Source organism: Furfurilactobacillus milii, from assembly GCF_021654115.1.
Taxonomy (GTDB): domain Bacteria; phylum Bacillota; class Bacilli; order Lactobacillales; family Lactobacillaceae; genus Furfurilactobacillus; species Furfurilactobacillus milii.
The window spans coordinates 396,550-420,319 of record NZ_JAIWJF010000001.1; the positions used below are offsets into that span (position 1 = coordinate 396,550).

Here is a 23,770-nt window from a genome sequence, read left to right on the forward strand (position 1 = left end):
CTTGAAGACGGTGGTTTTGCGGCTTCAAGTCGAGACGCAAGACGGTTTATGGCTTGGGTCGGTCCACGCAGAGAGTTTCATAAACTGACAACCGAAAGCGGAAGTTAACATTAAAAAACAGGATTTGACTGCCGTATATCACGACAATCAAATCCTGTTTTTAGTAGCATAACTATGAACGACGTTTGCGACCAAACTGGTACCAGTGCTTGCGATTGCTGTAATCTAGCACGTGCTGCTGATATACGCGGCAGGCGATCCAAGTCATGAGAACCAGCGCAATGGCGGCGATCGCCACACTCACCCAAACTTCTGAAAGTGCGGCGTTACCGACTGCGTAACGAACGGGCATCAGACTTTGAGAGAGAAATGGGACATAAGAACCGATTCGAATGAGTAGGCTATTACTATTCACTGCGATGAAGGAGGCAACGTAAGCCAGCATCCCCACCGTCGTTAACGGGGACAGCGCTTGACTGACTTCTTCTTGACGCGTGACCATGGAACCTAACATTGCGGCAATGACGGTGTACAACATGACACCGAGAACAAAGTAGGCCACTAGCACACTCACCATCCCCGGTTGAATTTGGCTAAAGGAAAAGTTACCTAAGAAGCTGATGTTGTGGTTGAAGTATTGCATCCCAATCAAACCGGCAACTCCGGTAATGATGACTTGCAGGACGATCAGCGCCAGCATACCAGTCACCTTACCGAAGAATTGCGTCACAGGACTGACACTGCTGACCAAGATCTCCATAATGTGAGAGCCTTTTTCGGTAGCAGTTTCCTGGGCAATCATACTGGTGTACATTGCGATAAACATGTAGATCAAAAAGGTAACGACAAACGCGACGACCAGGTTAGCCCCTTGTTGGTTGGACTTTTGACGGCGAACGACCCCATTTTGATAGGCGACGTTTTGGGTTTTATACGAAGCGGGGACAAACAGTTGTTGTAATTGTTTGGCAGTCAGCCCCAGTTGCTGGGCGGCCTGCCGCAGTTTTAATGTATTCAGGTTATTTTTAAGCGTGTCACTGTCTAGTGAATTGCCATTGGTCCGTTGTCGGTAAACGGCGCTAACCGTTTGACCGGCCGTGGTGACATTGAGGTAGCCGTCGATCTTTTCGTGACTCAACCGTTTCTCAGCAACTCGTTCAGTGGAAATGGCCTTGTTGACACGGTAATCGCCATGTGTGGGTGATTCTACCATTGCGTTACGCAAAGCCACGTTATTGCTGGTGATAGCAATGGTCGGCGTCTGATTGGTCTTATTAGTGATAAATGCAAACAACGCGATGGCCGCAATAATTAATACTGGAAAGAATAGTGAAAACAGATAGGCAGGCGACTTGATGTCCTTGCGAATAACTTGGCGGGTAACGACCATAAACTTATTCATGATTGGCCACCTCGATTCTGAAGATTTCATCTAACGACGGTGGCTCTTGCGAAAATTCCGGAATGTAACCCTGGCTGGTGGCAGCCTTGAATAGGTCATGACCTACGTTTTCATTGTCTAGCGTTAGTTCGTAGGCATTGCCACGTTGCTGAACATCATTAACGCCAGGAAAGGCGGCTAATGTTGCATGATCCAACGGTGAGCGCAAACGGACACGGGTGTTGCCGAACTGTGACCGAATTTCGTCTGGTGTGCCACTAAGTACGGTTTCACCGTTTCTTAGCATCAGTAGATGATCACTGATGCGTTCCACGTTTGCCATGTCATGAGAGGAGAAGATGATGCTGGCGCCATGTTGCTTCATTTCGATGATACTGTCTTCGAGTAGTTGGGCATTAACAGGATCGAGACCGCTAAATGGTTCATCAAGGATAATGAGTTTCGGTTGATGAATTAATGTGGCAATTAACTGAACCTTTTGTTGATTCCCCTTGGATAGGTCCTTGATCTTATCTGTCAGTTTGCCCTTAACATTAAAGCGTGCCATCCACTGTGGGAGAGCTTTTCGTGTAACAGCGGGTTTTTGCCCACGAAGGGCGGCAAAGTAGACTACTTGGTCCTGGATGGACATACGGGTGTAAAGGCCACGTTCCTCGGGCAAGAAGCCGACCGTGTTGTAGTCGGCTTTAGTCAGGGGATGACCCTGCCATAAAACGGTGCCACTATCAGGTTGTAGGAGGTTTAAAATCATCCGAAACGTGGTGGTTTTGCCAGCACCGTTTTGACCGATCAGGCCCATGATTTCGCCTTCTTGAATGGTAAACGATTCATCCTCAACACCTTGTTTAGGGCCGAATCGTTTTGTTAAGTTTGTTACAGTTAGCATGCGATTACCTCGTTTGGAGTGCGTCATTACCGTGAACATTAACACTGTCAGTATATGAAAAAATGCAACGAATGAACAGAAAATTTGTTTGTTTAGATGGGTTATGGCTTGCATTCGAGTGGGTGGAAAGCGCTAGTATATAGTCACGGTGGTTGTTAACTGCCTTTTATTAAATGGAGGTATGAAAATGGCAACAGTTACAGATACTTATAAGTTAAGTAACGGCATTGAGATTCCTAAAGTCGGCTTTGGCACATGGCAGATTCCTGCTGGTGACGTTGCCTACAATTCTGTCGCAAACGCCCTTAAGGTTGGCTATCGGCACATTGATACAGCGAAGGCATACGCAAACGAAGCGAGTGTTGGCCAAGCCATTCGCGATTCAGGCATCGATCGCAAGGATATTTTTGTTACATCAAAATTGCCCGGCGAGACGAAGACATATGACGGTACATTGGCGGATTTTGACGCAACATTTAAAGCTTTAGATATCGATTATTTAGATTTGTACTTGGTTCATGCACCGTGGCCATGGTCACAAATTGGTACCAACCATGATAAGGAAAACGTTGATGTTTGGCGCGCCATGCAGGAAATCTACAAGAGCGGCCGAGTAAAGGCCATTGGTGTTTCAAACTTCAATGTACACGACTTGCAAAACGTGATGGAGGATGCTGAAATTGCGCCGATGGTCGACCAAATTCAGTACTACGTTGGCTTTACAGAGCCAAAGATTGTCGACTTTGCCAAGCAAAATAATATTTTGGTTGAAGCCTATTCACCATTAGCAACTGGTGGTTTGTTGAACAATGAGGATGTTGCCGCGATGGCTAAAAAGTACGGCGTTAGTGTCGCCCAACTAGCTTTACGGTTCTGCATCCAAAATGGCTTGCTGCCACTGCCTAAAGCTACGAGTGCCGCGCACATTGAGGCAAATAAAGAACTCGACTTTACGATTCAAGGTGAGGACATGGACAAGTTGAACAACATGCCTGATACTGCACCATCACATTTTCACAATGCAACACAAGGCTAGTTTGAAATCTTGTTAACTAGTTAAATAAAAGAGCCGTTGCGCAAACAATTTATGTTTGTGCAGCGGCTCTTTTAAGTGTTTGTGTTTGGGCATCCTACCCGGTCCGTCAAATTGAGACGGACCGTTCCATGTTTGGGTTCACGCTGTTATTGCGATGATCTTTATTCAAGCATCTTCAAAAAAGTCTAAATATCAGTAACCAGCTGGTGAATCTGCTTCAGTGCTTGGCTGGAAGACAGCGATGCTGGCACGGTTATCACGGGTGGAATCAGTGATTAGCTTAATGACATAATCGCTGACGCTGGCGCGCGAAACAATGGTGTTTGTAACTGTAGTGCCACTGGCTGAGGTGTCATAGTCAATGGTTGCGTCATTGGTCATCCAGGCACAACGAATCAGCGTATAATTCAAAGCTGAATTTTTGATCACGTCTGCCGCACGAACGGATACGGACATTAAGTCACCAACGGCCTGATTTTCCCATTCTTTAAAAGCACCGGTTAGTTCGTTCTCGATACCGATGCCAGTAATCCATAGTACTCTCGAGACGTGCGCTTTTTCCATAGCGGCAGTAATGACTTGCGCCTGCTGCTCATGTTCCGTGTCACCACCAAGGGTTTCAAAGACAATGTCTTGATTAACCATGGCTCGATTTACCGTCACGGCGTCAATTGCATCGCCCTCGATAACCGTTTCACGGGCAGGATCAGTAATTGTCAGGCGTGATGCATTCCTCAAGAACAAGGTTAAGTGGGCATCCGTCTCGTTTAATAAACGTTCAGTGACTTGACGGCCAATCGTGCCATTAGCCCCTAAAATTAAAACATTTTGCATCGTTAATACCTCCCAAACTCAGCTATTTCGACTAAGTGACGTCAGTATAGAGCCTTCGAGTAACTGTAATGCAAACGAATTTCTAAAGTTTTTTGTGATTTAACCGCAGACCGTGAACCAATACAAAGAAGTTAATCAGCAAGAGTACCGCCAGCACAATAAAACCACGATGCGTGCCTAACTGAGTGCGGAATGTAAAGGAGTGAGTGCTACCGGCCTGTGTCAGCGCGACTACCGCAGACACAATCGCCGTTCCGACAGCGCCGGCGAATTGCTGAACGGTGTTGTAAATAGCGTTACCATCACTTTGTTGTTGGTCTGACAGAGATTTTAGGCCGGTTGTCATGATGTTGCCGAATGCTAGGCCGGTACCAAACATATAGAGCAGATACCAACTTAAAATGATGCCAGGAGTCAGAGAGCTTGTGCCAAACATCATGCCGCCCAACGCGACTAACTGACAGAAAGCACCGGTCAAAATTGGCCGTGTTGGACCGAAATGGTCGAGAATCGTGCCACCTAGGGGCGCAAATAACGCTCCTAGCGCAGCTCCAGGCAGGACAACCAACCCGGCAATCAAGGCACTTTTACCGTTTACGAGTTGCAGGAAGTTTGGCAGGAGAAAGGATAATCCCAGCGCACTGATTTGAACGAGAAAGAATGCTAAAAGGTGCCAACTGAAAACGGGTTGACTAAAAACTGTCAACTTAATCAGTGGCTGGTCAATACGTTTGGAACGCCAAACGAACGCTGCGAGGGCCAAACAACCAATGACGATGCCTAAAATAACAGGCCACGGTTGGGTCGTCACGTGGGCCATATTGCTGAGACCAAGGATAAAGCTGATGAAGGTCAGCGCGACTAGCCCCCAACTGAGAACGTCAAAATGGACCTTTTCTGTTTTATTGACTTGCCGAATGGTCAGTAGACCGGTAATCAGCGAGAGTAGCAACAGTGGGATGAGGAACATAAAGATGTCCCGCCAGTTGAGGTTGCTGACAATCAGGCCGCCATATGTTGGTCCTAATGCAGGTGCAACCGCGGTGACTAGCGTGCCAATGTCCATAAGCAGACCAATTTTGTCCATTGGTGCCTGTTCCAAAATGATGTTAAACATCAACGGCAGTGCAATCCCAGTTGCAACACCCTGAATGAGGCGTCCTAGAAGAAGCACGCCAAATGTCGGGGCAAGCGTATCAACGAGCAGGCCAGCAATAAACAGCAAGTTGGCCGTTAAAAAGAGTGTCCGCGTTTTGAATCGTCGTTTGAGGAAGGACGAAATCGGGACAAACGTCGCAACAATGAGCAGGTAGCCAGTGGTTAACCACTGAACGGTTCCCGTACTGATGTGAAATTGCCGCATCAATACGGGAAAAGTAATATTCATGGCCGTCTCGACCACCACACCGGCAAATGACATTAGACCAGTGGCAAAAATGGCAAGGATCAAGCGACTATTGAGCGTTCGTTGTTGCAAAAAAAGACCTCCTTAAAGTGCAATTAAACGTTACTTCGTTTATATCACAGTCTCGGAAGGTCTCGCTAGAACGAATTTATAAAACTTTTTATGAAGAGCAATTAATCACTGAATTGAATGTTCTTTTGATGGATCGCAATGGAGTAGCCGATGATGATCAATAGGATGCCAACTGCAGCAAACCAAATCGCGTGAACATTGAAGGAAAGTTGCAAGAGTGCCGAGATGATGGCGCCCGCCGCAAACGCAAAAACCAACTCTAGGTACAGCATTGCGCTAATTAGTTGACTGCGGTTGTGATGGAAATGAAACTCACCAATCGCAATCATTGCCATTTTAAGGTTACCGGTGGAATAAACGCTGTTGTATCCGTGACCTTCAATGGCATTAAAAGCCGTTGTTTGCATGGCCATGACCATTGCTAACGGTGGTACCGCAAAAATGTCAGACACGCTCCGTGGTTCGAACCCAACGATGATACAAACCACCATTTCCAGTAAGAGGGTGGGAATCCGCCAATAGTATGTGTTGTGACGATGTTTAAATAAACTGACGGCCAGCACGCCCAGCGAGAAAAAGAGGATGGCTGCCACCTTGGTCATGAGGCTAGGCAGATTGCGTTTGGCAACATCGACACTCAGAAAAATGATGTTACCAGTCTGCATGGCTGCCAATGAGCCACCGCGCTGTTCAAATGTATAAGCATCGATAAAACCACCGACCATTGTGAGAGCTACGGCGAGCCGGCGAAGCTGGTAAATCTGGGGAACACCGTCTTTATCTAGGGGCATAATAAACTTCTTTCCGATTTCGTATAAGGAATAGTTTAGCACAACCGCAGAAGATTAAAATTCAATGATAAAACGTGAACTAAAATGCAAAAAAATTAATTGTTAATTATTTGAACAGCTTGAGGTACTTAATCCATATGTGAGTAATGATTGACGGGGTGTATTGTTCAAAACTTAATTGTGGGAGTATTTCAAAATGTTGCAATATCAGCATCTTTCACGAGTCACATCAATTGTTGGCAAAACTAATTATTCTTATGATTACGATAAGAACTGTAGCAAAAGCAATAGATGGAGGCGACGAAATGATGATGGAAATTGGTACGCATTCAAAATGGGTGGCCAAGATGGCTCATGGTTTTTCTGCCACACTGATTATGTTTGGAACACTTGGTGGACTAGCATGGAGCCCACCAGCGTCCGCAAAGGCGGAAACGAAGACAAAGCAACAAACTGAGCGTAACGAAGGGACAATCAATGTTTCTGCAAAGGACTTCTTGGAGCGATTTAATCTGAATGGGTCAGCGAAATATAAGTATGATGAGGCAAGTGATACGGGAATTGTAACCCTTACTGAAAACGAACTTGAACAGGCTGGTAATTTTACGTTAAAAGATCGGATCGATCTTGATAAGAGCTTTGAACTGACTGGTTCGGTTAACCTCGGTAGTGATCCAAAGACTACAGGAGCTGACGGTATTGGGTTTGCCTTCCACCCTGGCGATACGAATGCGGTGGGATATCGTGGCGCCAACATGGGAATCGGTGGATTGCAAAATGCCATTGGTTTTCAGCTAGATACTTTCCATAATAGCTATTCAGCCCCAGATCCCAATGGAAAATACCCCAATTATCAGTTAGGGTGGGAAGCCGATCCAAACGTCAATCCATATGGGGCGTTTGTTACAACGGATGGTGAAAAGGGCTGGGCCACGATTGACACGGATACGGTGCAGAAGTTTGATGGCCCAAAGAATATCGATGGTAATTTTAGGCCCTTCAAGATTTCTTATGACGGAAAAACGCGTTTGTTAACGGTTCAGTATGATGCGGCTGAAGGCGCAAAGTATTGGACATACACGATTCCTAAGGGCGAGCAGTATCAACAGATGGCGATGGCCGTCAGCGCTTCCACTGGGGGTTCGAAAAACAAACATCAGTATAAATTTGATAATTTTAAGTATGAGTCTTGGTCTGGTATTAACGTACGATATGTTCGTGAAGATAAGGATGATTATCATGACATCGCCGATCCTGAAAGCATGTCAGGACCAGATGGACAAGAGTACCAAACAGAACAAAAAGACATTGCTGGTTACAGATTTAAAGAAATGGGTAAAGACAGTTTGCCCGCTGCCGGAACATACAGCGGAACTGGTGGCACCGTAATTTACGTTTATGAATCGACTCAGTCGGACTCGGCTGGTGTTAAAGTGATTCACAAAACGGAAGATGGCAAAATTCTGAAAACTGAAAATGCCACTTACGGAAAAGATTCAAGTGGCAATCCTTTGCCGCCAATTGTTGGTAATCAATATTTTACGCAGCAGGGCACATTTGACGGGTATGTCTTCGTTAAAGTAGATGAAAGTGGCTGGGCGCCAACAGGTTTCTTGGAGAAAGACGAGGGTATCGTGACTTATATTTATCGCGATAAGAATGCGCCAGAACCCGCGATGCCAGTAACGGTTAACCACGTTGATAAGAGCACAGGCAATTTATTGCAAGAAGGATTGGCGACATTTCCAGATGGCTTGTTTGTCGGTCAACGATATACATCGGAAATTGGTGAGTTTCCTGGTTTCAAGTATGTTGGCATCGACGAAAATGGATTGAAGCCTACAGGAATTCTGGACAATAAAGGTGGCGCTGTGACCTATTACTATGAGCCAGAACCAGAGTCTGCTGGGGAAGTGAAGGTTCACTACCAAACGGAAGATGGTAAATTGTTAGGCAATGCGGATGCCGATTATCCAGACGGTCAACATGTCGGCAAGCAGTACACGACGAAGCAAAAAGCGTTTGATGGGTACGAATTCGTGAAGGTCGATGAGGAAAAAGGCTTGGCGGCCACTGGTACATTAACAGCCGACGATGGTGACGTTTACTACATCTACAAGGCAGTCGAACCAGACCCCGAACCTGCTGGGGAAGTGAAGGTTCACTACCAAACGGAAGATGGCAAGACATTAGGTAGTGCGGATGCCGATTATCCAGACGGTCAACATGTCGGCAAACAATACACGACGAAGCAAAAAGCGTTTGATGGGTACGAATTCGTGAAAGTGGATGAAGAAAAGGGCCTAGCCGCAACTGGTACATTGACCGCTGACGGTGGTGACGTTTACTACATCTACAAGGCAGTGGATCCTGAGCCAGAACCTGCCGGCAAAGTTACCGTTCATTATCAAACGGAAGATGGTCAGTCATTAGGTAGTGCAATGGCCGGTTACCCGGATGGTCAACATGTCGGTAAACAGTACACGACCGAGAAACGTGATTTTGATGGGTACGAATTCGTGAAAGTGGATGAAGAAAAAGGCTTAGCGGCTACTGGTACATTGACGGCCGAAGACGGTGATGTGTACTACATTTATAAAGCCACCGAAACGCCCGACCCCGAACCTGCTGGTAAAGTGATGGTTCGTTATGTCACCGATGATGCTGAGCCTAAGGAGTTAAAGGATTCCGAAGAGGCCAAGTATTTAGACGAACAGGTTGTTGGTGGGCGTTACCAAACGACTAAATATACGTTTGAGGGATACAGTTTTAAAGAGGTATCCAGCGACGGTTTGCCAGCGAGTGGTTATCTGACCGCTGAGGGTGGTACAGTGACGTATGTTTATTCGAAAGAAGATGACCCAGCAAAATGTGGGCGTGTTCACGTGACTCATCAGACGGTTGACGGCGAGAAACTGGATAGTCACGAAGCGGATTATCCAAATGGTCAGGCGGTTGGTGAACGGTATGAAGCCAGTCCATGTGATTTTCGGCCACTGACCTACCTGTTTACGACGGAGGACAGTGCGCCCGCAACTGGTACGTTGGAAGAAACCGACAAGCAGGTGACGTTCGTTTATGGTGACGCTGATGACAACTTGCCAAATGTGAAGGTTGAATATAAAACGGAAGATGGCGACTTGCTTGGCAATGCAGTTGCAACATATCCAGAAGGTCAAGAAGTGGGTAAACCGTATCAAACAAACCAACGTGACTTTGACGGATATAGCTTTGTTAGGGTAGATGCCGCTGGTCTAGCCGCTAATGGTGACATTCCAGAAGGCGGTGGTACGGTAACTTATCTTTATCGGGCTAATCCAACAGATCCAACACCAGGTGAACCGGATCCTGATCCAGATCCAACAGATCCAGAGCCATCACCCGTACCTGATCCTAAGCCAGATCCGGAACCGACACCGGAACCATCAGATCCGACAGAACCATCCAATCCAGGAGATGAATCCAGTTCTGGTAGTTCAGAATCAGGCAATAGTAGTTCTAACACGGATAGTTCTGATACTGAATCAAATGGTAATGACGTCAATAGCGGTTCCAACACTGGCGGTGGCAACGGCAACACGAGTAACTCCGACAGCTCAAGCGTCGACAGCGATGGATCGGGGACAACAGGTAATCAGAATATTGACGCTGGAAAAGAAAACACGAATAATCAGCAGCAAACAACGACCGGTAATACAAACACTGATAACCAGTTAACTAATGGTCAATCACAAAACTATCCAGTAACCGACGTGCTTGGAGAAGTTCAACAATCGGGGATGGTGAGTGATGAATCAAGTACTGGACAGTCAATGTCTTCTGTTGAAGAAGCGACTGCCGCACATGATTCCGGTCAAGCACTGGCAGGTAATCAACCGGCAATGGAACAGATTGATCCCGGCGAACCAGCAACTAAATCATCGGCAAAAAAGGATTCAGGTGGTTTACCGTTCGTGGGTCAACGTACAGAAGCACTGGTTACTATTGGCGTCCTCGCCTTGTTAGTAACGTTTACAGGATTCTATATGTTTAAAAAACGGTCTAAAAAGTAATTTCCTATCTTAACTGAAAGTACTGACTGTAATTGGTGTACCAATTGGCAATTACGGTCGGTGCTTTTTTGATGGGTTGCGTCCGAAAACGAGTTAGCGTAGAGTAAATTGCATCTCTTTTTACAAAAATGACCGGATAAGAAAGGAAACATCATGGCACAGACACCGCCCAAACAACTTGCTCGTAAGCTAACACACCGTCACATTCAAATGATTGCGCTGGGCGGCACGATTGGTACTGGCTTATTCTTAGGTTCTGGTAGCGCGATTCACCAAGCTGGACCGGCCATCATTTTAGCCTATGCCATAGGTGGCTTCTTTTGTTATTTAATGATGCGTGCCTTGGGTGAGTTATTGTTGTCTGATTTGAAGAAAACGTCTTTTTTAGACTTTATTCAAACGTATCTTGGCAAACGCGCAGGTTTTGTCATTGGCTGGATTTACTGGTTGTGTTGGCTGAGCCTCGCAATGGCTGACTTGACGGCAACTGGTATTTACTTAAAGTACTGGTGGCCGGGCTTGCCCCAGTGGCTACCACCACTGATCATTATTGGCCTTCTCGTTTTAGTCAACCTGATGTCTGTTGGCGCGTTTGGTGAATTGGAATACTGGTTTGCGATGATCAAAGTGGTCACCATTGTGGCGTTAATTGCCGTTGGGGTTATTTTGCTGGCAACGCAAGTAAACGTTAATGGGCATACGGCTAATTTAGCACGATTGTGGCAGCATGGTGGTTTCTTCGCCACTGGCTGGTCGGGCTTCTTGACCTCGTTTACGCTGGTCATTTTTGCCTTTACTGGGATTGAAATGCTGGGGCTGACTGCAGGTGAAACCGCCAACCCACAGACAGAATTGCCACGGGCCATCAACAGTCTGCCGATTCGGATGATTCTGTTTTACGTTGGTGCGTTGTTTGCGATGATGATCATCTATCCATGGCAACAGTTGCCAGTTCACAGTAGTCCGTTTGTACAAGTGTTTAATGGCCTAGGAATTAAAGCGGCAGCTGGTGTAATCAACTTTGTGGTATTGACTGCGGCTTTGTCAGCGGCCAACAGCGCCTTATTTAGTACGAGTCGGACGTTATTTGTCCTAGCTAACATGGGTGGTGCGCCGAAACGACTCAAAAAGGTTAACCGTTTTAACGTACCTAGACCAGCGATGCTTGTTTCAGCTTTTATCTTGTTGCTGACCGTACTGTTAAATTACTTACTACCAGGAACCGTCTTTACGTTAGTGGCCAGTATGTCGACGATTAACTTTATCGTTGTATGGATGGCACTGATCGTGTGTCACTTACGTTATCGCCGACAAACGAAGCAGCCAAGTCAACTATTTGCGATGCCGTTGTTTCCTATCAGTGATTGGATAACGTTGGTCTTTTTTGGTCTCGTCATCGTTGGACTGTTTTTCGATCCTCAGCGTTGGTGGATGGTGTTCGGTGCCGGCGCTATCATACTGGTGTTGACGCTAATCAGCCGGGTTGTCGTGAAAGAATCCTGATTATCATTGAGTTTTAGTTTATAAATTAATGTGAGATATGATTGTGACTCAGTTTGATACCGTTGTAGTGGTGGAAACCGCCAAACGGCAATCAACGAGTCGCATTTTTTTATGGCTTTCATAGGCGTTAACTTTGCGCGACTTCATTTGCGTTTGTTAAAATTATTGCAACGAGTCATGCATGACAGCGGTTATGTAGCGATCGATTCCACCGAAGTTAGACTGAGAAAGGACTGAGGCGATGAACCAGATTGCACACACTAAAGAAGAACGGCGTGACTTTATCCATCAGGGATTAAGCGCCAAAGAAGTTAAGGACCGTCAAGCACTAGACGGTAAGAATGAATTGCAGGAACAAAAGCCACCGAGTATTTGGCGGAAGCTACTTCAACAGTTAACGGAAATTACGGCCATTATTTTGCTGGTTGCCGTTGGGATCTCCACCTATATGGCAATTGCCCTAGATGGCGGTTGGACTAAGCCGATTGTTATCGGAGCGATCGTCATCTTAAACGTTGCGATCGGGCTATATCAAGAGCAAAGCGCAGAAAAGGCGTTGGCAGCGCTGAAACAGATGAGTGTGCCAACAGCTAAGGTGCGTCGCGATGGCATCGTTCAGGAGATTGCGGCGGCTGACATTGTTGTCGGCGATGTTGTGCTTCTTAACGCCGGTGACCGGGTGCCAGCTGATGGACTGCTAGAAAGCGTGACAGCACTAGCTGTGGATGAAGCTATTTTAACGGGTGAAAGCGAAGCGGTTGAAAAGTCACTGACCGGCAACGGTAAGGATGTCGAATCAATCGGCGATCAAGTCAACCGGGTATTTGCCGGGACGTCGGTTACCCGCGGATCAGGGACGATGATTGTCACTGCCATTGGGATGGCAACGGAACTCGGTGAAATTGCTGGTTTGTTGAATAAGACCAAACCAAAGCAGACGTTGTTACAAAAACGGTTGTCACGGTTAGCTTTAACCCTAACCGGTGTTGCCATCGCCGGTGGGGTGCTGATCTTTATGCTCAGCATGACACAGCAGTTGGGTAGCGTTGCTGACAATTTGATGATGGGTGTCTCGTTAGCTGTAGCGGCAGTTCCTGAAACGTTGCCAGTGATTGTAACCATCAGTTTGGCTGTCGGTGTTCAAAAAATGGCCAAACGGCATGCGATTATTCGTCAAATCAGTGCCGTTGAAACAATCGGTAGTATTGATGTGATTGCTTCAGATAAGACGGGGACCTTAACGCAGAACCAGATGACGATTACGCGGCTGTGGGTGCCTGGTGAGCAGCCGGCTGACATTAGTCGCAATGGTGAACTCGATGCATCCGCAACGCGACTATTACGCTATTTTGGTCTGGCTACGAATGCCACCATTGTCGCCACGGATGAGGGTGAACAGACCACTGGTGACGCGACCGAACTGGCCATCGTTCGATTAATGCAGCAGCACAGTTTGTCGAGAAATAAATTTGAACAAGAAGCGCCACGTGTGGCAGAACGGCCGTTTTCATCGGATGTGAAGTCCATGGCAACGCTCCATGAACTGGCGGAAGGTAAGTTTCTGCTGATTGTCAAAGGGGCTGTAGATCGTTTACCGGTTAAACTTTCCCAGACAGAACGGCAACGTTTGGACAACGTACATGACGCGTTTGCACATGACGCACTGCGGGTGTTGGCCGTTGGGTACCGTGTCTTTGATAGCGATCCAGGGCGAGACTGGACGAAGTTAGAAAGAGACCTAACCTTTGCGGGCATTATCGGTCTGATTGACCCACCACGGCCTGAAGCTGCACCGGCCGTTCAGCAAGCACGTGAGGCAGGCATCAAACCAGTGATGATCACGGGTGATCACAAGGAGACTGCTAGGGCGATTGCTGAGCAAATTGGGATTTATCGCGACGGTGACCTAGCCGTTTCTGGCCGCGAGTTGAACGCTTGGAGTGATGAAGAACTGGCCGACAAGGTTGAACATGTCAGCGTGTTTGCCCGAGTGTCACCTGAGGACAAAATTCGGATTGTGAATGCTTGGCAGAGTCATGGCAAAATTGTGGCAATGACCGGTGATGGTGTCAATGATGCGCCCGCATTAAAAGCCGCCGATGTTGGTGTGGCAATGGGCATCACAGGAACCGAAGTAGCGAAGGGTGCGGCTGATGTCATCCTGACTGATGATAACTTCGCTACGATTATTGATGCCGTTGATTCTGGGCGGACGATTTACCAAAACATCCTTAAGGCTGTCGAATTTTTAGTCGGCGTTAACTTCGCCCAAATTTTCTTAATGATCGGTAGCGTGTTAATGGGTTGGGGTGCGCCGCTGATTGCAGAACAATTGCTGCTAATTAACGTGCTGGCCGACGGGATTCCTGGTTTCTACCTGGCCCGTGAACCAGGTGAAAGGTCAGCAATGAAGCGACCACCAATTCCAAATGAGCAAAGTATTTTTGCAAACGGACTTGGCAAACGGATGGCGTGGCGAGCCGGCATCTACACTGTGCTTACGCTAGGTATTTACGCATTGGGTCGCTTTGGCTTAACAGATAACAAGGCCGTCGTTGGTTCCACAATGTTGTTCCTTGTCTTGGCACTGGGTTCAATGATTGATATTTACCCAATCAAACGGCGTGAACCGATGACATGGGCATCAATCAAGGCGAACCGGTCACTTAACCTCGCATTAGGGACAGCCGCAGCCATCATCGTTTTGATTGCGCTCGTACCTGCTTTGCAAGGTGCCTTTGGACTAACCAGTTTAACGCCCATGCAATGGCTGATTAGTCTTGTCGCTGCGCTTATCCCAACCGCTATTCTAGAAGGGTTGAAGCGATTGGATTGGCGTAAACATTCAGAAGCAGTGGTAACAGAATAGGTATAGAAACTCACTAGTTTTATGATTAGTGAGTTTTTTTGTTGACTTTATGTCGATAACGACATAAAGTGATATGTGTCGTTATCGACAATAACAAAAAAGAGGCAAATAATTATGACAAAAAAGTTTGTAACACTAGATGATTTCTTGGGCACCCACTTTATTTACACGTACGATAATGGTTGGGAGTACGAATGGTACGCTAAAAATGATCACACCGTTGATTATCGAATTCATGGCGGGATGGTTGCAGGCCGTTGGGTAAAGGATCAGCAAGCTGACATCGTGATGTTAGTGCCAGGTGTTTACAAGGTTACTTGGACGGAACCAACTGGGACTGATGTGGCGTTAGACTTTATGCCAAACGATAATAAAATGCACGGGACGATTTTCTTCCCTAAGTGGGTGGAGGAACATCCAGAAATCACGGTGACCTTTCAAAATGAGCACATTGATTTGATGGAAGAATCACGTGAAAAGTACGAAACGTATCCTAAGTTGGTGGTGCCCGAATTTGCGTCCATCACATACGTCGGTGAAGCAGGTCAAAACAACGAATCTGTCATCGATGAAGCGCCGTACGATGGGATGACTGACGATATCCGTGCAGGCCGTTACTTTGATGACAGCTACCAGCGCATTCGCAAGTAGTTTATAATGGCTTCAAACAAACGATAGATTGTGAGTGTGCGTTATGCCGAAACCAAGAATTTTGCCAAACGTTATTTTGGGTTTATTAGATAATCATCCCAATATGTCTGGCCGTGACATCGAAAATGAATTCCAAACAGAAATTGGCGAATTTTGGCAGGCCTCGCATAGTCAAATTTACCCAGAATTAAAACGGATGTTGACTGACGGCTGGATCAAAATCGCCACTGAGCGCGTAGATGAGGATGCTAAGGTTATTCGCTACGAGATCACAGCAGATGGACACGACCACCTGCTGGCTTGGTTGCACGAACCAATTACAGCCGAAAATGATGCGCTGAGTTCATTGAAACTCTACTTTATTCATGATCGCCACAGTCCAACATTGGCGAAAATATTGCAGACGCAGGTAGAATTGCACACTAAAAAGTTGAGCCATTTGCGACAACGACAGCAACAACTTTTTTCCAAGGATGCTCAGATTGATCAACAATATGGTCACTTTTTGATTTTGACCCGCGCCATTGAACGAGAAGAAAACAATGTCGATTGGCTACAACGAACACTAGCTGGGTTGAAGTAACCAATTGAGGCCTGAATCAAGACTAATTGTTAGAAACTAGATAGTATGTAGATAACGAAACAGCCTTTATGGGGGAATGTCGGTCCTCATAAAGGCTGTTTGTTTTGTTTGAAAGCGTCTATGATTTTATAGCTGGATAGTAACGCGTTTGCCGAGAATACTTCTATTTCTGTTTACGAGCCTGCCGTTGAGCTTGCTTTTGAGCCTGTTTTCGCGCTTGCTGCGTTTGACGCTGCAAACGTGGATCCTTTTCACGCTGTTCTTTAAACCAAGATTCCCATTGCTGCTTTTGAATTTGGGTTAACCGACCGCCTTGTCGAAGTTGGTCCTGTAATTGGGGGTCATCGCTTTGATCGAGCCATTGTTGCCAATAGTTGCGGCGATGAGGATTGGGACGTGGGGTTCTCGGTGCCCGGGGTGTGTACTTGACACCAGCTGCCTTAGCCTGCGATGCCGCCAGTGTCGATGCCTGTGAAGTCTGGGCTGAAACGGACTGACTGGTCAAACTATCTGTAGTCACATCAGCTGGCAATGCTTGCGAGTTTGCCCTTTGAGGGTCTTCTTCGAGCACCGGTCCCTCTGCGTTTGCCTTTAGCATAGCCGTAATTTTTTCTTGTTGCTCGCGAAAGGCTTTACGGTCAGCCGTTGAAAAATCAAGGAAGTCTTTGCGCTGATCCGGCGTTAATTGTTCAACATCGTACATTTCCTGACGATCACTGCTGCTGCTCAGAAAGTTCCAAATTGGGTAAGCCAAAAAGAAAATGATGGCCCACGTCGGTTTGAAGTAAGCAAAGATGATAGCTGCAATGCTGATTGCCATTTGAATCCGGTTATTAAAACCGTATATCTTTATGTAGACCTGCGCCATGTCCGATTTGTTGGTGTACTTAAAATGGATGATTGACTGGGCGAGAACACGGAAGAGCACGTTAACGACTGCAGAAAGGACGCCGTAAGCCATCACCGTCACTCTAGTCGTATTTGTTGCCATCATTCCGGTGAATAGCGGCATCAGTGACAACACCGCAAGAAACACGAAGTCCATAATCAGAATGCGATAGGTCATCGAACCAATTTCGTCAAACGCCGTTGCGTGCGAGTACCACATATTAGCGACGTAGAAGAAGCTGATAAAGTAGATGCCAATTTCCTTTGCTAATGATAAGTAGGCCGATGGCGAATCTGTTACGACGCCGTGCAAATCAAGTACCATGATGGTGATAATAATGGCGATGATGGCATCACTGAATGCATCAAGCCGTGTTTTGAGCTTATCCATGAATATTCCTCGGTAAGAATAGTTTTAGCTTGATTGTACACGTTTATAAGGGGACTAAATCCACAAATACAAATGTTTGCCATTTGAGTTGAAGAAATTTATGGTAATCAGTGTAAATAACTAACAAATTGTAAGGAAGCGACTTAGATGGCAGTATTCAGTGCATATTCACAAGATGAAATCTTAGATGCTTTAAAGCAAGCAACGCCACACGCTGACGTGTACACGGACGCAGATAGTTTGGCCAAACACAAGAATGACCCTAACGGTATCGGTGATGCGGATGGCGACTTATTAGCCTACGTTGAAGTGGGCGATACGGATGACGTGAAGGGCGTTTTGAGCGTCGCCCGCCGGTTTCATATTCCGGTCATTCCACAAACGACGGCGACGAGCACAGTTTCTGGTTCTGATGCAGAAGCTGGTGCCATCATGTTGTCAACGATTCGTATGAATAAGATTTTGGACATCAGCCGTGAGGATTCAGTGGCGGTTGTTCAACCAGGTGTAATCAATCAAACGTTGAACGATGAAGCTAATAAGGTCGGCATGTTTTATGCACCTGATCCAGGTTCACGGCCGATTTCTGCAATTGGTGGCAATGCGTCAACTAACGCTGGTGGGATGAGCACCGTTAAATATGGTGCCACCCGTGATTCTGTTTTGGGCTTGAAGGTTGTCTTAGCAGATGGTCGTGAACTCAAGTTAGGTGGGCGGACGTTTAAACAGGCGTTTGGCTATGATCTGACGCACCTATTCGTTGGCTCGGAAGGTACGCTGGGCATCATCACTGAAATCACGGTGAAGTTATTCCCAATTCCGCTTGGCCATGCGGTGATGGGGTTGGCTTTCTTTGATAACATGACCAAACTGTCAGAGGCAGTGACGGAAGTGCGGGCATCCGGTGTCTATCCGGCAATGTTGGAAGCTTTGGATGCTAATACTGTTGCGGCTTTGGATAAGTATGAGGGTACGCATTACGCTGACAATAGTGGCGCGATGCTGATTCTTCGTTTGGACGTCGGTGGTGATGAAGCGTTAAAGGTTACTGAAAAAGTGTTGAACGATCATGGCGCACAACATATTCATGTGACTTCCGATGATGCCGAGATGAAGGCCATCGAAAAGTTGCGGCAAGACATGTTACCAGCGGTCTTTGCCGGACACAATCACGTTATGGAAGATATGGCCGTGCCAATGTCTAAATTGGCGCCAATGATGGATTACGTCAGTGAAGTGGCCGATCAACTTCACGTGCAAATCTTTACCGCCGGTCATGCTGGTGACGGTAACGTTCACCCAAGTATCGTTTGGCCTAAGGAACAAACGGAGGTGCCTGATAATGTTATCAAGGCACTGCAATTGATGTTTCGCAAAGCCTTGGCACTCGGTGGGACGATTTCTGGTGAGCACGCGGTTGGTATGTTGAAGAACCAGTGGGTCAACGAAGAACTTGGCGATGATGTTGACATGGTTCAGCACCAAATCAAGTCGTTGCTTGATCCGATGGGGATTCTGAATCCGAAACGGAAAATCAATTAAGCGCACAATTGTTACACCTTTGATGCAACTATAGAAAACGACCTACACAGGTAATGTTCCAAACCTCGTGCAGGTCGTTTTTTGATTTTGATGTCGCCTGCGGTTGTCAACAGTGACACGCTTGCCGTGGGACCGGTTCAAGCCTCTTGAGAACCAGAGTCTTTCACCTCGCCGTGAAGCCTCTAAAACCGAGTCTTCACGACCGTCCGTAACCTAAATTCGGAAAACCACCGAATTAACGTTACCTTCACGGCTCGGTATCACTGTTGACGCCCTTCAGCTAGAATAGCTGCAAGTCTACTGTACCGTCTCAGTTTGTATTGAACTAAGTTTTTCAATTATTTGGGTGGAATAAAATGGATGTTTTATCATGTGCAATGTGAGCGGAACTGACATAAAACAGAGTTCCGTGTCGGTAACACTTGGCGGCGGGAATTTTGCCGCGTAGTGTTACGGGACGACTTCTGAGACGGGCTGTGGCTCAGAATCGAGGTGGAGAACCGCGGTTTGTGCGGGTTGAGACCGGTCCCAGGGAACGGCGTTTCAGGTCAGTGGAGCGGTATGAAGCATACATAGTAGAAGATTAATTCTGTGTCCAACTGCCATCGGAATAGTTGATGGTGGCGCCGCTCTGAGCGTTGAATACATAGACGTTAATATTGAGGGCTTGTCCGTCATCCGTCGTGCTGACAGCCTGAACATGAGTGCCGCGTGGAACGAGTTCATTGCCTTGGTATAGCGGGGTGACAACGTAGTAGACGGGGATGTTTGGCCGTTCTCTGACAAATTCACGAATTGCGGTTTCAGCGTAGGCCATCCCACCGGCAGTGCTTTGGCTACGTCCGTTTGTACCAACGTTTTGAGCACGAGTGCCAGTCGTTAAGTTGTTGCGCTGCATGATGGCATTGCTACTGGTGTCAGGGCCGCCCAGATTACCAACTAACGACCAAGCCAACGTGTGGGAACGGTTGTAGAAATAACCGCGATAACCGCTTAACTGAGCAATGCGATTATTGCCTTCGTAACCTGTTGGATCAGCGCTTTCAGCAAACGAAGGTCGCTTCATGGCGGCTGTGGCGCTGACACTGTTGTAAGTGACTAACGCTTGGCCAGCTTGACTGCGGCCCAGCGTATCCGGCGAGTCAATCGTGTACCAGGCTTGTTCATGGTTGTGCTCTAAGGCATCATGAATTTGTAAACTGGTTAAGGTTGATTTGCCCAAACTGACGTAGTTTTCTGGATACTTGTTCGCGTCGAATTGTAGCGCCAACAATTGACTGTCAGTCGCGTCACGGGGTACATCGGCGGTAGTCGGCGTCGTTTGCGTGCTGCCCGAATTACTGCTACTACTGAACCAGTTTTCAGCTTGTTTGGTCCAGTGACGGTAATGACGGCGCATTGTGGTGACTTGGCGAGGGCCATGGGTAAAAGCCTTGACGTCGGTACTATTAGTCGAAAAGAAGTAACCGAACACTAACACTGCAATGGTTGCCAAGGCGGTAACGAGCTTACGTTGTTTTAGTTTGAAACGTTTCTTTTTCATGATCCAATCCTTATTTTCTTTGTACTTGTCTGCCACCTAATAGTTTACTCGCATGGCAAACGAAAAGCAGTACTGTCAACAAAATTGACGGTACTGCTTCTTTTGTAAATTAAGTGCATTAGTTCATGCGCGGTTGTTTACGTTTGTGCCACTGCATCCGAATAATCTTGTCGGCTTCAGTAACGACTAACGTGACAAACCCTGCGATAATCGCCAATCCCCATTGACTCCAACTCATTGGACCAGTCTTGAAGATGTCCTGCATAAACGGAATGTACGCTTGCGCAAGTTGCAGCAACATTAGCGCGGCAATGACGACAAACGCCATTTTGTTCGTCCAGAAGTTCTTTGAGAAGGCCAGATGCGGACTGCGAATGTTAAACAGGTAGAACACCTTACCTAACACAATGACGTTAACGGTAATCGTGCTGGCAATGACTTGGCTGACACCGTTGTTGGCCAGCCAATCAAACGCCCACAGTCCCATCGCCGCTATTAAGACGGACACATAGGCCATTTGGAACACGTCATGTTTGTTCATCAGGGTTGAACCAGTTTTCCGTGGTCGCCGCTGCATAATGCCTTGTTCAGCCGGTTCGAAAATGAACGCAAACTGAATCGTGACGGCCGAGACCATGTTGATCCAGAGCAATTGCGTTGGAACCAATGGTAGTTTTTGTTGCATCAAAATACTGAATGCGACAATTAAACCTTCGGCAAAACTCGTTGGTAACAGGAAGGCGATGGTCTTCTTGATGTTGTCGTACAGTCGCCGGCCTTCACGAATGGCTTTTGTCATCGTCGTAAAGTTATCGTCGACTAAAATCATGTCGGCCGCGTCCTTGGCTACGTCGGTTCCCTTGATACCCATCGCGACACCAATATCAGCGCGTTTCAAAGCAGGTGCGTCGTTGACACCGTCACCGGTCATCGCCGTAATCTTCCCGTTTTCCTGATAGGCTTTGATGATGGCCAGTTTGTTACTTGGCGTCGTCCGTGCAAACACATCATATCGATTGATGTTGGCACGTAGTTCGTCAGGTGACATGTCGTCTAATTCTGCGCCCGTGATGGTTTGAATGTTATCAGCCAAACCAAGTTGACGGCCAATGGCAGTTGCCGTGTCAGGATGGTCACCAGTGATCATTTTAACTTTGACCCCGGCGGTTCGCATTTCTTTTAACGCATCAATAACTTCTTCACGTGGCGGGTCAATAATCCCGACAATTCCGAGAAAGTCGACACCATCGCGCAATGTTTCGTGTGTGACTTCTCTAATGTCTTTGCCCACGAGTTTACGGCCCACTGCCACAACCCGTTTGCCTTGAGTAGTTAAGTCGTGAATGACGTCGTTCCAGTGATCGACATTAAACGTCGGGTCAGCTGCCTGCGCCATTTCATACAATTTGTCAGGCGCACCCTTTACGAACACTTCATGTTGACCATCTTCACGGACACTGAGGCGGGCGATGTAACGATAGTCGGAGTCAAACGGAATGCGGTCCAACTCCTCAAACGCAGGCTCGTCCATCCCACAGCCCTTGTGGTACAGCGTGAGGAAGGCACCGTCTGTCGGTTCACCATTCAGGATCCACTGGCCATCTTCTTCTTGTAACATGGTGTCGTTGGCCTCGAAACCACTAATTAAGAGTTCTTTCAAGATTGGGTCATCCTGAACGTTAACTGGTTGACCATTTGCCGTAATCTGACCTTTAGGTTGATAGCCAGTTCCCGTAACTTGATACTGATGATCCTTAGTAATGATATCCTGAGCCGTCATTTCGTTCTTCGTTAACGTTCCGGTTTTATCCGTGGCGATAATGTCGACAGCGCCTAGCGTTTCGACGGATGGCAAGGTTTTAACGATTGCCTTATTGCGCGCCATCGTATTCACACCCATTGCGAGAATGACGGAAGTTGAAGCCGGCAAACCTTCAGGCAGGGAACCCACAATCATGGTGATGATTGCTAGTGCGAGGGTTGGCAACGCATATAAATGACGCACCCAACCAAAGATAAACAGTGCAATGGCAACGGCGATGATGAAGTAGGAAATCCAGGTTCCCAACCGGTCGAGTTCCTTCATCAACGGCGTTTTGGTTTGTTTGACATCCGTTACATCATCCGCAATTTGACCAAGTTCAGTATCGTGACCGGTTGCCGTGACGATACCAGTAGCACTTCCGTTGGTTACGGCAGTGCTGGCGTAGGCCATGTTTTCACGCTCAGCTAGCGGTGTTTTACTGTCTTTCAGTGGGTCAGAGTTCTTGAGGACAGAATCTGGTTCACCAGTCAAAGCAGATTCTTGAATCCGCAGGTTATCAGAATCGAGGATCCGCATGTCGGCAGGCACATTGTCACCTGCTTCCAGATAGACAATATCCCCGGTTACTAGCTCGGTGGCCGGCACGTCTGTCCGTGCACTGTCCCGAATAACCGTGGCTTCGGTTGACAACATCGACTTGATTTTATCAAGTGCGTTGCTGGCGTTGACTTCCTGAAAGTAGCCAATCAAGGCATTAATGATGACTACCAAACCGATAACGACGGCGTCGGAATAGTGCCTAATGAAAAGGGTAAAAGCAGCTGCAAATAGCAGAATGTAGATGATTACGTTGTTAAACTGACGCAAGAATATCAACCATTTTGGCGTGACATGAGCTGTTAGTTCATTTGGCCCGTTTTTGGCCAGTCGGTCGGCTGCGGTTTCGGCCGTTAGCCCTGTTTCGAGATCACTGCGATAGTGATCCAAAACCTCGGTTTCCGTTTGTACATAGACAGGACTAGGTTTGGGGTCAGGTGCATCAGGTGCGGTATTTGGGTTCTGTGACATTAAATGAAGACTCCTTCTGAATTAAGTTAGTTTTAGTGAGAAAAGTATATCATGTCAGCTTACTATCATTAAAGCAATATCGTTTCGAAATATAATGGCTAAAGAGTAAAACCGTATTGGTGATTTAAGGTTCTGTTCGTGGTGACTTGTCGCTTGCGGTTGTCAACAGTGACACGCTCGCCGCGGGACCGGTTCAAGCCTCTTGAGGACCAGAGTCTTTCACCTCGCCGTGAAGCCTCCAAACCTGAGTCTTCACGACCGTCCGTAACCTAAATTCGGCAAAACCACCGAATTTAGGTTACCTTCACGGCTCGGTATCACTGTTGACGCCCTCCAGCTAATCTAGCAGTAAAGTTTACAAAAATATCCTTTCAGCCCAAGAGTTTAGTGGACGAAAGGATATTTCTGACAGGAGTGGAGCTGACTTGAAACAGAGTTTCGTGAAAACAACACTTAATGGCGTGGTTTTAGCCATTTAGTGTTGTAGGA

15 protein-coding genes are annotated in these 23,770 nt (G+C 47.0%); 7 read left to right on the forward strand and 8 right to left on the reverse strand.

Annotated elements, in window-relative coordinates:
- Nucleotides 1-172: 172 nt before the first annotated feature.
- Together LDK34_RS01680 and LDK34_RS01685 are read right to left on the reverse strand one after the other, a co-directional pair.
- Complete coding sequence (locus LDK34_RS01680; RefSeq protein WP_236941320.1) at nucleotides 173-1,402, reverse strand: ABC transporter permease; 1,230 nt, start codon at nucleotides 1,400-1,402, stop codon at nucleotides 173-175.
- Nucleotides 1,395-2,288, reverse strand: coding sequence for an ABC transporter ATP-binding protein (locus tag LDK34_RS01685; protein WP_236941321.1), 894 nt, complete (start codon nucleotides 2,286-2,288; stop codon nucleotides 1,395-1,397). Before LDK34_RS01685 ends, LDK34_RS01680 begins: the two co-directional genes overlap by 8 nt.
- A gap of 187 nt (nucleotides 2,289-2,475) precedes the next feature.
- Here LDK34_RS01685 and LDK34_RS01690 point away from each other — a divergent pair, with 187 nt between their 5' ends.
- Complete coding sequence (locus LDK34_RS01690; RefSeq protein WP_236941322.1) at nucleotides 2,476-3,324, forward strand: aldo/keto reductase; 849 nt, start codon at nucleotides 2,476-2,478, stop codon at nucleotides 3,322-3,324.
- Nucleotides 3,325-3,516: 192 nt separating this feature from the next.
- On the opposite strand, the gene LDK34_RS01695 is transcribed toward LDK34_RS01690, so the two are convergent.
- From LDK34_RS01695 to LDK34_RS01705, 3 genes are all read right to left on the reverse strand, one after another.
- Nucleotides 3,517-4,158: an NAD(P)H-binding protein gene (locus LDK34_RS01695; RefSeq protein WP_236941323.1), complete on the reverse strand. Its 642-nt coding sequence runs from the start codon at nucleotides 4,156-4,158 to the stop codon at nucleotides 3,517-3,519.
- A gap of 82 nt (nucleotides 4,159-4,240) precedes the next feature.
- Entirely contained in the window at nucleotides 4,241-5,635 is a 1,395-nt protein-coding gene (locus tag LDK34_RS01700; RefSeq protein ID WP_236941324.1) for a DHA2 family efflux MFS transporter permease subunit, read from the reverse strand.
- 101 nt (nucleotides 5,636-5,736) lie between these two features.
- A complete protein-coding gene (locus tag LDK34_RS01705; protein WP_236941325.1) occupies nucleotides 5,737-6,426 on the reverse strand; it encodes a YoaK family protein in 690 nt (229 codons plus the stop codon).
- 305 nt (nucleotides 6,427-6,731) lie between these two features.
- Between LDK34_RS01705 and LDK34_RS01710 the strand changes: the two genes are divergently transcribed.
- The 5 genes from LDK34_RS01710 to LDK34_RS01730 all read left to right on the forward strand — a co-directional run bounded on the left by LDK34_RS01710 (nucleotide 6,732) and on the right by LDK34_RS01730 (nucleotide 16,084).
- Nucleotides 6,732-10,478, forward strand: coding sequence for a MucBP domain-containing protein (locus LDK34_RS01710; RefSeq protein WP_236941326.1), 3,747 nt, complete (start codon nucleotides 6,732-6,734; stop codon nucleotides 10,476-10,478).
- A gap of 153 nt (nucleotides 10,479-10,631) precedes the next feature.
- Nucleotides 10,632-11,981, forward strand: a complete 1,350-nt coding sequence (locus LDK34_RS01715; protein ID WP_236941327.1) for an amino acid permease — start codon at nucleotides 10,632-10,634, stop codon at nucleotides 11,979-11,981.
- Nucleotides 11,982-12,222: 241 nt separating this feature from the next.
- On the forward strand, nucleotides 12,223-14,850 hold the full coding sequence (locus LDK34_RS01720; protein WP_236941328.1) for a cation-translocating P-type ATPase: 2,628 nt from the start codon (nucleotides 12,223-12,225) through the stop codon (nucleotides 14,848-14,850).
- A 114-nt stretch (nucleotides 14,851-14,964) separates the two neighbouring features.
- Nucleotides 14,965-15,501: a phenolic acid decarboxylase gene (locus tag LDK34_RS01725; RefSeq protein ID WP_236941329.1), complete on the forward strand. Its 537-nt coding sequence runs from the start codon at nucleotides 14,965-14,967 to the stop codon at nucleotides 15,499-15,501.
- A gap of 43 nt (nucleotides 15,502-15,544) precedes the next feature.
- Nucleotides 15,545-16,084 carry a PadR family transcriptional regulator gene (locus LDK34_RS01730; protein WP_236941330.1) on the forward strand — a complete coding sequence of 180 codons (540 nt, stop codon included), beginning with the start codon at nucleotides 15,545-15,547 and terminating at the stop codon, nucleotides 16,082-16,084.
- 163 nt (nucleotides 16,085-16,247) lie between these two features.
- Here LDK34_RS01730 and LDK34_RS01735 read toward each other — a convergent pair whose 3' ends face one another.
- Nucleotides 16,248-17,363, reverse strand: a complete 1,116-nt coding sequence (locus LDK34_RS01735; RefSeq protein WP_236941331.1) for a TMEM175 family protein — start codon at nucleotides 17,361-17,363, stop codon at nucleotides 16,248-16,250.
- A gap of 147 nt (nucleotides 17,364-17,510) precedes the next feature.
- On the opposite strand from LDK34_RS01735, the gene LDK34_RS01740 reads away from it, so the two are divergent.
- Nucleotides 17,511-18,905, forward strand: a complete 1,395-nt coding sequence (locus LDK34_RS01740; protein WP_236941332.1) for an FAD-binding oxidoreductase — start codon at nucleotides 17,511-17,513, stop codon at nucleotides 18,903-18,905.
- Between the two features lie 583 nt (nucleotides 18,906-19,488).
- On the opposite strand, the gene LDK34_RS01745 is transcribed toward LDK34_RS01740, so the two are convergent.
- The gene (locus tag LDK34_RS01745) at nucleotides 19,489-20,448 is read right to left on the reverse strand and encodes a DNA/RNA non-specific endonuclease (RefSeq protein WP_236941333.1); all 960 of its coding nucleotides are present in this window, start codon (nucleotides 20,446-20,448) and stop codon (nucleotides 19,489-19,491) included.
- 118 nt (nucleotides 20,449-20,566) lie between these two features.
- Complete coding sequence (locus LDK34_RS01750; protein WP_236941334.1) at nucleotides 20,567-23,281, reverse strand: HAD-IC family P-type ATPase; 2,715 nt, start codon at nucleotides 23,279-23,281, stop codon at nucleotides 20,567-20,569.
- Between the last annotated feature and the right edge of the window lie 489 nt (nucleotides 23,282-23,770).

Excerpts from the sequence above, each read along its gene's own strand:
- LDK34_RS01690 (WP_236941322.1), top strand. The coding sequence starts at position 2,476 with ATGGCAACAGTTACAGATACTTATAAGTTAAGTAACGGCATTGAGATT.
- LDK34_RS01685 (WP_236941321.1), bottom strand. The coding sequence starts at position 2,288 with ATGCTAACTGTAACAAACTTAACAAAACGATTCGGCCCTAAACAAGGT.
- LDK34_RS01720 (WP_236941328.1), top strand. The coding sequence starts at position 12,223 with ATGAACCAGATTGCACACACTAAAGAAGAACGGCGTGACTTTATCCAT.
- LDK34_RS01680 (WP_236941320.1), bottom strand. The coding sequence starts at position 1,402 with ATGAATAAGTTTATGGTCGTTACCCGCCAAGTTATTCGCAAGGACATC.
- LDK34_RS01705 (WP_236941325.1), bottom strand. The coding sequence starts at position 6,426 with ATGCCCCTAGATAAAGACGGTGTTCCCCAGATTTACCAGCTTCGCCGG.
- LDK34_RS01710 (WP_236941326.1), top strand. The coding sequence starts at position 6,732 with ATGATGATGGAAATTGGTACGCATTCAAAATGGGTGGCCAAGATGGCT.
- LDK34_RS01735 (WP_236941331.1), bottom strand. The coding sequence starts at position 17,363 with ATGGATAAGCTCAAAACACGGCTTGATGCATTCAGTGATGCCATCATC.
- LDK34_RS01730 (WP_236941330.1), top strand. The coding sequence starts at position 15,545 with ATGCCGAAACCAAGAATTTTGCCAAACGTTATTTTGGGTTTATTAGAT.
- LDK34_RS01725 (WP_236941329.1), top strand. The coding sequence starts at position 14,965 with ATGACAAAAAAGTTTGTAACACTAGATGATTTCTTGGGCACCCACTTT.
- LDK34_RS01745 (WP_236941333.1), bottom strand. The coding sequence starts at position 20,448 with ATGAAAAAGAAACGTTTCAAACTAAAACAACGTAAGCTCGTTACCGCC.
- LDK34_RS01695 (WP_236941323.1), bottom strand. The coding sequence starts at position 4,158 with ATGCAAAATGTTTTAATTTTAGGGGCTAATGGCACGATTGGCCGTCAA.
- LDK34_RS01715 (WP_236941327.1), top strand. The coding sequence starts at position 10,632 with ATGGCACAGACACCGCCCAAACAACTTGCTCGTAAGCTAACACACCGT.
- LDK34_RS01750 (WP_236941334.1), bottom strand. The coding sequence starts at position 23,281 with ATGTCACAGAACCCAAATACCGCACCTGATGCACCTGACCCCAAACCT.
- LDK34_RS01740 (WP_236941332.1), top strand. The coding sequence starts at position 17,511 with ATGGCAGTATTCAGTGCATATTCACAAGATGAAATCTTAGATGCTTTA.